General features: G+C 33.8%; 12 protein-coding genes. 6 read left to right on the top strand and 6 right to left on the bottom strand.

What is annotated here, in order from left to right; all coding sequences use genetic code 11:
- A partial coding sequence (locus tag B5X55_RS07995) for a PKD domain-containing protein (RefSeq protein WP_159447532.1) occupies positions 1-657 on the top strand: 657 nt, incomplete at its 5' end.
- Between the two features lie 237 nt (positions 658-894).
- Here B5X55_RS07995 and B5X55_RS07990 read toward each other — a convergent pair.
- Positions 895-1,737, bottom strand: coding sequence for a tyrosine-protein phosphatase (locus B5X55_RS07990; RefSeq protein WP_317042696.1), 843 nt, complete (start codon positions 1,735-1,737; stop codon positions 895-897).
- A gap of 289 nt (positions 1,738-2,026) precedes the next feature.
- Between B5X55_RS07990 and miaE the strand changes: the two genes are divergently transcribed.
- The 3 genes from miaE (at position 2,027) to B5X55_RS07975 (ending at position 6,060) form a co-directional block, all read left to right on the top strand.
- On the top strand, positions 2,027-2,608 hold the full coding sequence (gene miaE, locus B5X55_RS07985; protein ID WP_079512092.1) for a MiaE family protein: 582 nt from the start codon (positions 2,027-2,029) through the stop codon (positions 2,606-2,608).
- Between the two features lie 221 nt (positions 2,609-2,829).
- On the top strand, positions 2,830-4,428 hold the full coding sequence (locus B5X55_RS07980) for a sulfatase (RefSeq protein WP_079512091.1): 1,599 nt from the start codon (positions 2,830-2,832) through the stop codon (positions 4,426-4,428).
- A 57-nt stretch (positions 4,429-4,485) separates the two neighbouring features.
- Positions 4,486-6,060: a sulfatase family protein gene (locus tag B5X55_RS07975; protein WP_079512090.1), complete on the top strand. Its 1,575-nt coding sequence runs from the start codon at positions 4,486-4,488 to the stop codon at positions 6,058-6,060.
- Positions 6,061-6,085: 25 nt separating this feature from the next.
- Here the strand turns inward: B5X55_RS07975 and B5X55_RS18775 are convergent, their stop codons facing one another.
- The 4 genes from B5X55_RS18775 to mnmE form a co-directional block, all read right to left on the bottom strand.
- On the bottom strand, positions 6,086-6,262 hold the full coding sequence (locus tag B5X55_RS18775; RefSeq protein WP_159447531.1) for a hypothetical protein: 177 nt from the start codon (positions 6,260-6,262) through the stop codon (positions 6,086-6,088).
- 199 nt (positions 6,263-6,461) lie between these two features.
- Entirely contained in the window at positions 6,462-6,659 is a 198-nt protein-coding gene (locus tag B5X55_RS07970; protein ID WP_079512089.1) for a hypothetical protein, read from the bottom strand.
- Positions 6,660-7,096: 437 nt separating this feature from the next.
- Positions 7,097-7,756 carry a 3-keto-disaccharide hydrolase gene (locus tag B5X55_RS07965; RefSeq protein WP_079512258.1) on the bottom strand — a complete coding sequence of 220 codons (660 nt, stop codon included), beginning with the start codon at positions 7,754-7,756 and terminating at the stop codon, positions 7,097-7,099.
- Positions 7,757-8,482: 726 nt separating this feature from the next.
- A complete protein-coding gene (gene mnmE / locus B5X55_RS07960) occupies positions 8,483-9,880 on the bottom strand; it encodes a tRNA uridine-5-carboxymethylaminomethyl(34) synthesis GTPase MnmE (protein ID WP_079512088.1) in 1,398 nt (465 codons plus the stop codon).
- Positions 9,881-9,991: 111 nt separating this feature from the next.
- Between mnmE and B5X55_RS07955 the strand changes: the two genes are divergently transcribed.
- Together B5X55_RS07955 and B5X55_RS07950 are read left to right on the top strand one after the other, a co-directional pair.
- A complete protein-coding gene (locus B5X55_RS07955; RefSeq protein ID WP_079512087.1) occupies positions 9,992-10,396 on the top strand; it encodes a hypothetical protein in 405 nt (134 codons plus the stop codon).
- Between the two features lie 71 nt (positions 10,397-10,467).
- Positions 10,468-10,833, top strand: a complete 366-nt coding sequence (locus B5X55_RS07950) for a DUF4870 domain-containing protein (protein ID WP_079512086.1) — start codon at positions 10,468-10,470, stop codon at positions 10,831-10,833.
- 81 nt (positions 10,834-10,914) lie between these two features.
- Here B5X55_RS07950 and dnaN read toward each other — a convergent pair whose 3' ends face one another.
- Positions 10,915-12,033 (bottom strand): DNA polymerase III subunit beta, encoded by a 1,119-nt coding sequence (gene dnaN, locus B5X55_RS07945; protein WP_079512085.1) that lies wholly within the window; start codon positions 12,031-12,033, stop codon positions 10,915-10,917.
- Position 12,034 lies beyond the last annotated feature (1 nt).

Genomic DNA, 12,034 nt, shown 5'->3' with positions numbered 1-12,034 from the left:
GGAGCTTCATCCAACAGTCCTTATACGGTCGAGATAACGGTAACTGATGACGGTGTTCCATCTGAATCAGCAACAGTAAGCTTTACATGGAATGTAACCGATGTAGCCATTAACTTGGCGCCAGTTGCTGTTGCTTCGGCTGATGTATTATCGGGAGTATCACCTTTAACTATATCATTTACTGGAAGTAATTCTACTGATGATTTAGAAGTTGTGTCTTACTCATGGGACTTCGGAACTGGGGATACGTCGTTAATTTCAGATCCAGAATATACTTTTGAATTTGCAGGAATATTTGAAGTAACACTAATTGTAACTGATGAACAAGGTTTAACAGATAGTATAGTAATTGAGATAGAGGTTTCTGAGAATGAAGTTTATGATGCAACCATGGATAATATGGTGATTTCTCCAAACCCTGCTAGTGAGGTTACTCAGATATTTATTAATTTAGAAGAGCCAGCACCACTTTTGGCTATATACATTTATGACACAAGTGGTAGATTGGTTAAGAAGTATGATTACTTAGAGTCATTTAATGGAAACGGTAGTTATGATATGTATATTGGAGATTTAAGAAATGAAATTTATACTGTGTATGCATTTATTCAAGGTATAAATGAACCATTTGTTAAAAAGTTAGTGGTAAGAAACTAATTATTTAATCACATAATTTGAGGGAAGGATAAAATATTTAAATTTTTGCAAATAAAAAAAACGGAAACTCTATATTGGAATTTCTGTTTTTTTTATTTCAACTAAATTAAAATCTCTACATTTTAAAAAGAGTCTAATTTTGAAGTACTTTTTTACTTATAGTTTGAATCAAACAGCTTTGGTTTTAAACAAGGACTTAAATTCTGATTTCAAAAAATTTTTTAAAGATTTTGTTGGTTATTTAAAATTATAAATAGTTTTTTCAATTATAGGCTTAATAAGCATCAGTGTTTTTTCATTGATGCTTATTTTTTTTAAAGAATTCAACTGAGAAATTTTGTGAACATCACTAGCCATAAAATCTATTAATTTATTCTTTAATAACCAATTGGCTGCTTGATTTACTTCTTTACCATAATAATCACTCAAAGACAACATGTTTATTTGAAAAAATAATCCTTTCTTCTTAATACTTTTGTATTTGCCTATATGATTATGAAAGTAAGCATACCGTTCAGGATGTGCAAAAATGGGAAAAAGACCTGTATTGGTTATCTTGGTAACCGCTATATCAAAATTTATAGAAGCTTGTAAATAAGACATTTCTATGAGGAGATAGCTTTTTGAAAGTGGCATAAATTTATGGTCTTCAAGAAGTTTCTCGAACCCAGAATCTATCATGTGTTCTGCAGCCACATCAATATGTACATGGTCTAAATTGTTCATTTTTAGACCGTTTTTAAGTAAACTAAGAGAACTGTTAATCGTTGTAGGATTGTTTGGATAATAGTTTTCCATTATATGTGGCGTACATATAAAATCAGTAACACCAAATTCACCAAAACCTTTTATAAGTTCGATAGACTCATCAACGGTTTTTGCACCATCATCTATACCTGGTAATATATGATTATGAATATCAATGAAACCCTCAAGATGGTCAATTAAAAAATGTTTTTTACTGAAAAAGCTGATCATAAAGTTTATGTGATTTATATTATTTGTCGATACAGGAATTATATTTTCATGTATAACAGGGTTTATCGCCATTTGAGGTACAATAACTTCCGGATAGTGCACAGAAATTAGCAATTAATTAAAGGCGATACACGAAATTAACTATTAGACCGTAATTTCCCAGAGATATAACTAAATATTATCATCATAATTGTTTTCTGTTAATAATAGAATATATTCATTATACTTTTTATAGACCATGTGACTTACTTTCTAGGGTTTAAATAGATATAAGGGCTCTTAATCATTTAAATAACAGACTTAGGTTTTAGATGGTTGTAACTCTGTCTTATTAATAAAATAACTGCAACTATGATAGTTATACACCTATTTTTACAAAAATAAACGGCCCATGCTTCATTTAAAATTAGCTACAGACCCACGTTGGGTTAATATTGTTGAAAAAAACATAGAAGAAATACTAACAGATCATGCATGGTGCGAACAAAAAGCGGCTACTAATGCGATTACTATAATTACACTTAATTCTGAATACCCAGATTTAGTTACTGATTTGCTCATTTTAGCCCAAGAAGAATTAGTACACTTTCAAATGGTTCATGATATTATTAAAAAGCGTGGTTACGCCTTAGGCAGAGAACGTAAAGACAGTTACGTAAACGAGCTTTATAAGTTTATGAGCAAAGGAGGCAATAGACTGCAATCTATGGTAGATAGGCTCTTATTTTCTGCTATGATTGAGGCGAGAAGCTGCGAGCGTTTTAAATTACTTTCAAAAGAAATAAAAGACCTAGAGCTTTCTAAATTTTACAATGATTTAATGATTAGTGAAGCAGGGCATTATACAACTTTTATTGGTTTTGCTCGTAAATACGGTCAACATATAGATGTAGACAAACGCTGGCAAGAATTGGTGGAATTTGAGGCTGAAGTGATTAAAAATTATGGGAAAGAAGAAACCATACACGGTTGAAAATATAGTGCTTTTATAATCTGTAAGTTTATAACGATTATGTATTCCTTAAAGAAATTAGTATTGTTATTTGATAATTCTTTTTTAATTGGCAGCTGAGTAGGTTCGGTTGGCTAATCGGGCAGGTAAGGGTAAGAAAGGAAAACAGTAAATTTATAATTAGTTTATCAGTTGCAGTTTCCCAGTCAAATCTGTACATATGATCATCAAAATCATAAAGCATGAAATCATCCTATATTTTTTTAACTGTAGTATTTTTTATTTTTTCATCTTGTCAAACTAAAAAAGAGGAAGATTCTAAAACAGAACAAAAACAAAAACCAAATATCGTATTCATTCTAGCAGATGATTTCGGCTTGGAAGATATGAGCTTTGTGGGTAGTCCATATTATGAAACGCCCCATATTGATAAGTTAGCATCTAGAAGTATGGTTTTCACCCAAGGCTATGCAGGTAGTAGAGTATGTAGTCCTTCTAGGGCAACTATTATGACTGGTAAATTTACGGCTCGTCATGGCGTTACAAATTGGATAGGAGAGAAGTTTGGAGAAGATTGGCGCAGTATGGGAAGACATGATAAATTATTGCCAGCAGATTATGTACATAATTTACCAAAGGAAGACATTACGCTTGCAGAGGCACTTCAAAATAATGGGTACACAACTTTTTTTGCAGGTAAATGGCATTTAGGTGATGAAGGTTCTTATCCTGAGGATCATGGGTTTCAATTTAATAAAGGAGGATGGGATAAAGGTAGTCCCATAGGTGGCTATTATTCACCGTTTGATAATCCCAAATTAGAAAATAAGTACTTTGGTGAAAATCTTTCTATCCGTCTAGCCAAAGAAACCAATGATTTTATAACCACCCATAAGGATGCTCCTTTTTTTGCATTTTTATCTTTTTATGCAGTTCACGGACCTATAGAGACCACTCAAGAAAAATGGAATAAGTATCAGCAAAAAGCCATAGTAAATGGTATTGCCAATGATGGATTTACCATGGAAAAGAAATTGCCAATCCGAGTTACTCAAGACAATCCGATTTATGCAGGATTGGTTGAAACAATGGATGATGCCATAGGGTTGGTTTTAGACAATCTTAAAAATCTAGGATTAGATGAAGATACCATTATCATATTCACTTCTGATAATGGGGGTGTTTCTTCAGGCGATGCCTTTTCAACCTCCAACTTACCTTACAGAGGTGGAAAAGGATATCATTGGGAAGGAGGTATTCGTGAACCTTTCCTTATTTATGTTCCTAACCAAACATCCAATGGTAAAACAAGTGAGTATCCTGTAACTGGCGCAGATTTTTATCCAACCATTTTAGACTATGCGAATATTGAATTAAAGCCTGAGCAACACCAAGACGGAATCAGTTTAAAATCTTTGATAAATGAAGGTGCGTTATTGTCGGAACGACCTTTATTTTGGCATTACCCACATTATGGAAATCAAGGCGGTGATCCTTCTTCGGTTATCAGAAAAGGTGATTGGAAATTGATTCATTATTATGAAGAAGATACTAATGAGTTGTATAACCTGCAAACGGACCCTTATGAACGTCAAAATCTGGTAGCTAGTAATGCTAAATTAGCGGAAAGCCTATATCTAGAATTGAAGTATTGGCTTATAGAAGTTGGGGCGAAATTTCCTGAAAAAGACGAAAAATTTGATGCAGAAAAGCGTTCGGAGTACGACAAAAAAATAGTAAATGACCTTTTGCCTAAACTAGAGAAAGAACGATTAAAATTTTTAGAAAAGGACTACCAACCCAATAAAAATTGGTGGGGTAGTAAAACTACTAAAGATTAGTTTTTCGTAATAGAACTAATTATTAGAGATATACATTTACCATACTTATATAAAGATATGAAGCGAATACGTTTGCATTTTAGATTTTTCGTAACTCCTATACTACTGATACTTTTAGCTATGGTAATAGGTTGTAAAAAAACAGATAAAAAGGAAGAGGCGTCATTAGAAATGAAAAGTCCTAATATCATAATAATCTATGCTGATGATTTAGGTTATGGTGATTTAAGTTCCTACGGTGCTACTGAAATTAATACTCCAAATATGGATAGACTGGTAAACGAAGGGATAAAGTTTACCAATGGATATGCATCGTCAGCAACATGTACGCCCAGTAGATATGCACTATTAACAGGTGTCTATCCTTGGAGGAACAAAAACGCAAAAATCCTTCCAGGTACTGCCCCGTTATTGATTGATACAACTCAAATGACAGTTGCTAAATTATTAAAGCAAAATGGCTACAAAACCGGTATTGTTGGTAAGTGGCATTTAGGCCTAGGAAATGGTCAAGTAAATTGGAATGGTCATATAACGCCCGGCCCTAATGAAGTAGGATTTGACTATAGTTATATTATGGCTGCTACACAGGATCGTGTACCCACAGTCTATATTCAGAATGGAAGAGTTGAGAATCTTGACCCCAATGACCCAATTGAAGTTAATTATGATGAAAATTATGAAGGACAACCAACAGGCAAGGACAGTCCTGAACTTTTAAAGATGAATTGGCATCATGGGCATAACAATACAATTGTAAATGGTATTCCCCGTATAGGTTTTATGAAAGGTGGAGATTCAGCCAAATGGATAGATGAGGAAATGGCACCACAATTTTTAGAAAAGGCCAAAAATTTCGTTACCATCAATAAAGACCAGCCCTTCTTTTTATATTATGCTTTACAACAGCCTCATGTGCCTCGTACTCCAGCACCTGAGTTCATTGGAAAATCTGGAATGGGTCCAAGAGGAGACGTAATTTTAGAAGCAGATTGGTGTATTGGTCAACTTTATGCTACGTTAGAGGAACAAGGTCTTCTGGAAAATACACTAATCATTTTCACCAGCGATAATGGCCCGGTATTAAATGACGGATACTATGATAATGCCGTGGAGAAAATTGGGAATCACACACCATCAGGACCTTTAAGAGGTGGTAAATATAGCCTTTTTGAAGCTGGAACAAGGGTGCCTTTTGCAACCTACTGGAAAGGAACTATAACACCACAGACTAATGAAGCATTAGTTTCACAACTAGATTTTTTAAGTTCTATAGCATCATTAGTAGGTGATGATTATAAGGGTAAGGACAGTGAAAATTTCATGGATGTCTTCTTAGGTAAAAAGAATATCGGTAGGGAAAATCTAATATTGGAAGCTACCTCAAGAACGGCATTGCGCTCTAATGATTGGATATTGATTCCGCCATATAAGGGTGCTCCTATAGCCGAACAGGTTAATATTGAATTGGGGAATAACCTAAAATACCAACTTTACAATCTTACGGAAGATATTAGTCAAACCAATAATCTTGCCGATACCAATCCTGAAAAATTACATGAGATGATTAAAATTTATGAATCCATAAGAGGTACTGTGAATTCTCCAACAGAAACTTTAGAATTGAAATAATTGTTGAGTTGAAAGTTTGATACTTTTAAGGTAAGCTTAATTTGAAGTACCTATGAACCAATAGATGTATAGCTTTCTCGTATTTCATAATCCTTAAATAGGATACTAGTAGAAAAATGCCTCCAATAAGCTGAACATATTCAAATGCTTTTGCATAAATTTCTTTATCGGCATCATCTGAAGTATCATAGATAACACCCATTTCTTTTTTTCTCTAGACACAAGAAGCTGCTGAAAGTCTTTTGATATTTGAAGGTAAGTACATACCAAGTAAAGTGTTTGTTCAGCTTCAGTTATTAATGCATGTAATTGGGATGCAATCCCGATTGTGGTACATAAATTTGCTATTTATTTTTGTATTTTTTTAATGTGGTACTTGTTTAAAACGTATTATAAAGTTGTTAGTCTTTATTTTTTTTATGAAACAACTTATCCCACAAATGATACATAACCATAATGGTTGTAATTAAATATAACCACCATCCATAATAGCTAACTGAAGCAATTACCTCCATTAGTATCAACAAACCACCAAGACCTAAAACTAGACCTACCAAAACCTTATCAAAGAACCCAAGCCTAAATCTATCCTCACTCATGTATATCAATTAGCATTGGTGTGAATGTAGTCAACTAAACAGGATATTAAAAAGAGTGGGGGAAATATAAACGCTGTTCAACACTTCCCCAACAAGCTCTGCGAAGTAACATAGCACCGCCTGATTTCTGAAGAAATGTTAAAAACTCAGCAGGGTAGTAGGTAATTTGCTACATCTTAGCCATCAAAAAATAGCATTGAAATACTACTCTAAATTGGAAACTTAACGAAATGGAAAACAAGATTGGTATGGTGTAAAAATTGAGAACAAAAAATTTAATGCTGCAAGTAGCCCGGGAATACTAAAATTTTTATTTGGCTTATTTAAAGAAATGATCGTGAAAATTGAAAATTAATACAATTTATAACAAAGAACTTAGCTTAACCAAATTTCAAATAAACGATACTAGATAGTCTTCTTTCAAACAAAGTTGCATTTTACTCCAAAGGCCTGACCATAATATCCTTATAGTAAACAGTACTGCCTGGGTCATGCCCCTGTAAGGCAAAAGTTCCGCTTTTAAGAATCCTATGGACACCATTTCCCTCCCTTTTAGGATGCTCGGGTTCAGTATAGTTCACCGTAACGATATCGTTGATCTTGATAATTATTTGTTTACCCTCGACCTTCACATATTCTATATACCACTCATCATCGGCGACGTAATTTTCAATAACATCCTGTATGGCGTATAAACTACCGGTGCGTCTCCAATCTTCCTGAGAATTGTTTACCTGCACCTCATAGCCATGAATCGGCCAATCTTTCTCTTGGTATTTCGTGTGGATGAAGATGCCGGAATTTGCCCCGGGCTTGGTCATGACGGTGGCCTTGAACTCAAAATTTTGAAAGTTGTGGTTTTTCACCTCGCCTGCATAAAATAAATGGGCCTTGGGCCCCGATACCTTTATGGTACCATTCTCCACCGAAAAGGTTGCGGCGTTTTCACCGACCTTCCAGTTATCGAGATTCTTTCCATTGAAAAGGGGAATCCAACCGTCATCGTTTCCACTGTCCACTTCCTGACCCTTTATATTGTCGAAAGATCCGAGCATGGTAAACAACATTATTAGGGTTCCAATTTTATAGTTCATCATTACAGTTGATTTAGACATTTAGCATACAAAGTATAAAAAATATTTAGGAGTGGGGCATAATAGGCTAAAACCAACAATCTATATGGAATTTGATTACATATCCAAACGATATGTCGCCTCAGAATTAGGAAGTTTATGGTAGAAACCTTATTTCCATCCGACAGCTGGTGGTTTGGAGCAAATGAAAGAAGATTTAAGGCCCCTTTAAACTTTTCAGTTCCGCCTCGTTATTATAATGATTTCTGAACTTCACTTGTAAGTAAAATGCTGAATTATTTTACTTGGGCTAAAAGAAAACTATATGCGAATTTGATTGATTCTTGGGTTCCGTAGTTCTGTGAAATATTTTTGAAGTTGTTCTTTAATTCTAGATAAAATTTATATTTTACGGGGTTTAAGTGGTGTTTGGTAAGTGTAGCTTTGTGTTCTTCTTTGCTAGGATATATAAAGAGTAGAAAAAATATAAACGCTGTTCAATACATCCCCAACAAGCTCTGTGGAGTAACATAGGGCCTGTTGATTTCTGAAGAAATGTTAAAAACTCAGCAGGGTAGTAGGTAATTTGCTACATCATTTCCCCTTATGTCTCAAATATGATTTAAAAACGATAGCGAGGTGTAAAATAGGTGCAAAAATGTGTAAAAAACACTAAATAGTGCACAGTGCTGCAAAGCGTAATTTATGAGAACTCATATATTATTGAGGTTTACTGGTATTTGGTGAGTGTTATTTGCCGATACAAAAATTAGCAAAGATATTACCTAGCAACTCATCGTTAGTCACTTGACCTGTAATTTCACCTAAGTGATATAAAGCTTCACGTACATCAATAGCCATAAGGTCACTTGAAAGATCTTCCTTCATGCCTATTTGTACTTTTTCAATTTCTTCTAAAGCTTTAAGCAAAGAATTGTAGTGACGCGTATTAGTAACTATAGTTTCATTGTTGCGAAGGGCACCTGTGTTTACAAACTGCAAAAGACTATTTTTCAATTCTTCTACTCCTTCTCCAGTTTTGGCAGAGAGGTAATTAATGTTGTTCAAATATTTACCTATAATTTCTTTATCCGATTCTGAAAGGGTGTCGGCTTTGTTTATTAGAAGAACTAAAGGTTTTTGAGGATTTTGATTTTTAATTTTTTCGTACTCTAATACAATGTTTTTTAATTTTTGGTCGTCTGCTAGAAGTTTTGAACCATCTACCAATAATAAAATCACTTGAGCTTGTTCTATTTTTTCAAATGTCCGTTTAATACCCATTCCTTCAATAACATCTTCCGTTTCACGTATTCCTGCGGTATCTATAAATCGAAATCCAATTCCTCCAATAGCTATTTCATCTTCAATAGTATCACGAGTGGTCCCGGCAATGTCTGAGACCAAGGCTCGTTCTTCATTTAGGAATGCATTTAGTAGCGTTGACTTACCTACATTAGGTTCACCCACAATGGCAACCGGAATTCCATTTTTAATCACATTTCCTACAGCAAACGAATCAATTAAACTTTTTAATACTTTTTGAATACGTGTTAAAAGCTCTTTGAACTGAGTACGATCTGCAAATTCTACATCTTCTTCAGAAAAATCTAGCTCTAGTTCAATAAGAGAAGCAAAGTTGAGTAGCTCTGCTCTTAAATTTTTAATCTCATTACTGAATCCACCGCGCATTTGTTGCACGGCAATCTGATGGCTAGCGGCATTATCACTAGAAATAAGGTCGGCAACTGCTTCGGCCTGACTTAAATCCATTTTACCATTCAAAAATGCTCTTAAAGTAAACTCACCCGCATCTGCAGTTCTACAGCCATTTCTAAGAAATAACTGAATAATCTGTTGTTGAATATAAGGCGATCCGTGACACGAAATTTCAATTATATTTTCACCGGTATATGAATTAGGATTTTTAAATATCGAAACGAGAACTTGATCCAATACGTTTTCACCATCTTTTATATAACCTAAATGTATGGTATGGCTTTTTTGTTTCCCTAGTACTTTTCCTGATATAGATTCAAAATGATTAGATGCAATAGAAATCGCATTTGGTCCAGAAAGTCTAATTATTGCAATAGCTCCAGAACCTGAAGGGGTTGCTAATGCTATTATAGTATCTGTTTGAATCATGTCGCAAAAATAATCATTTATTAACTGGTGTTCCTTCCTTATTTTGAATTCAAATTACTTGCAGTATTCAATTAAATAGTAATTTTGTGTGTTTTAAAATTATAAAATTTGATGAAGAAATTATTTGTATTGCTAGTGTTTGTATTTACGTATTCTATTGGGTATGCTCAAGATGATTCTAATGAATCAACTATGGAAAATACAGTAGAACAAACGGAAATGGAACAGGTTAAAAGGAAGGTAGAAAAATCTGAGGCTAAAGCTAAGAAGGAAAAAAAACAAGCGAAGGATTTAAAAAAGCAAGAGAAATTAGAAAAGCAGGTTAATTCGAAATCTAAAGCTATTTCAAAACAAGAAAAGCAAATCGAAAAATTGCAAAGCCAACTTGAAAAAGGAAAATTAAAAGGTACTTTATCACCTGTAGACATTCAGAAAATGGATGATAAAATCGTTAAGATTCAAATGAAGGTCATGAAGGAACAAGAGAAGCTGAAAAAGCTTAAACGAAAAATGTAGTACTATAAAATCTGTAACAAATTTCACTTTTACGCGTCTTATTTTTAGTATTCATCTAAAATCAATCAAAAATGGAACTAGTAAATAATAGTGTAGTGTTACGTGAGGATCGTAATCTTTTAGTCATTACACATCTTTCACAATATTTAGATTTTATTACAGGATTTGGCGGTTTGTTAGTGCCGTTAGTTATATGGTTAACAACTAAAGATTCTGTTGTTGGCATGGAAGAACACGGTAAATCTGTCATTAACTTTCAACTATCCTTAATGCTATATTTAATAATAGGTATTCCTGGGATACTGTTTTTCGGACTTGGAATCTTATTATTAATTTTCGCAGGAGTCTTATCGATAGTGATGCCAGTTGTAAATGCAGTAAAAGCAAGTAATGGTGAATCACCAAGTTATTTTGGCACCATTAGATTTATCTCATAATAGAACAAAAAAGTAATGCTATAAAAAAAGGTGCAGTTGATAATCAACTGCACCTTTTTTTTATACAATGTAATTTTATAATTAATTGTTTAGCATAACCGGCATTACCAGCATGGTAACATATTCACCTTCATCTAAACCATCAGATGGGGTAAGAATACCAGCGCGATTTGGTAAGCTCATTTCTAAAGAAACCTCATCTGAATTCAAATTATTTAACATCTCGGTTAAGAACCTTGAGTTAAAGCCAATTTGCATATCATCGCCTTGGTATGAACACGTTAATCTTTCTTCAGCCTTATTAGAATAATCAATGTCTTCTGCAGATATATTTAATTCTGCACCAGCAATTTTTAAACGAATTTGATGTGTTGTCTTGTTAGAAAATATAGAGACCCTTTTCACAGAACTTAAAAATTGATTTCTAGCAATCGTAAGTTTATTCGGGTTCTCTTTGGGTATAACAGCTTCGTAATTAGGATATTTACCGTCAATTAATCGACAAATCAATTCTGTTTCTTCGAAACTGAATTTAGCATTGCTATCATTGTATTCAATCAATACATCAGATTCACTGCCCGCTAATATTCCTTTTAATAAGGTTAACGGTTTTTTAGGCATAATAAATTCAGCCACTTGGGTTGCAGTTACGTCAGTACGTTGATATTTCACCAATTTATGTGCGTCAGTAGCAACGAAGGTTAGATTTTCAGTAGAAAATTGAAAAAATACTCCGCTCATTACTGGTCTTAAATCATCATTACCTGCTGCGAAAATTGTTTTGTTAATTGCTGTAGCTAAAATATCACCAAGTAAAGTTGTTGAACTCGGACTTGATAATTCTACAGCCTTAGGAAATTCAGCTCCATCAGCATATGCTAAAGCATATTTACCGTGATTGGAACTAATTTCTACCGTATTATTATCCTCAACCACAAAGGTAAGCGGTTGCTCAGGGAAAGTTTTCAACATTTCTAGAAGGAGTCTTGCTGGTACAGCAATAGTGCCTTCATTATCTGAGTCAACTTTAATTATTGAACTCATGGTTGTTTCTAGGTCAGAAGCAGAAACAGTTAGTTTGTCCTTTTTTAAATCAAACAAAAAATTATCTAAGATGGGTAACGTATTACTGTTGTTAATTACGCCTCCTAAAATTTGAAGTTGTTTTAGTAAATAGGTACTTGAAACTATAAATTTCATT

Origin of the sequence: Maribacter arcticus (assembly GCF_900167935.1) — a bacterium.
In the GTDB taxonomy this organism is placed as follows: domain Bacteria; phylum Bacteroidota; class Bacteroidia; order Flavobacteriales; family Flavobacteriaceae; genus Maribacter; species Maribacter arcticus.
Note: the sequence above shows the minus strand (reverse complement) of the source record. Positions and strands in the feature narration are given on the sequence as shown.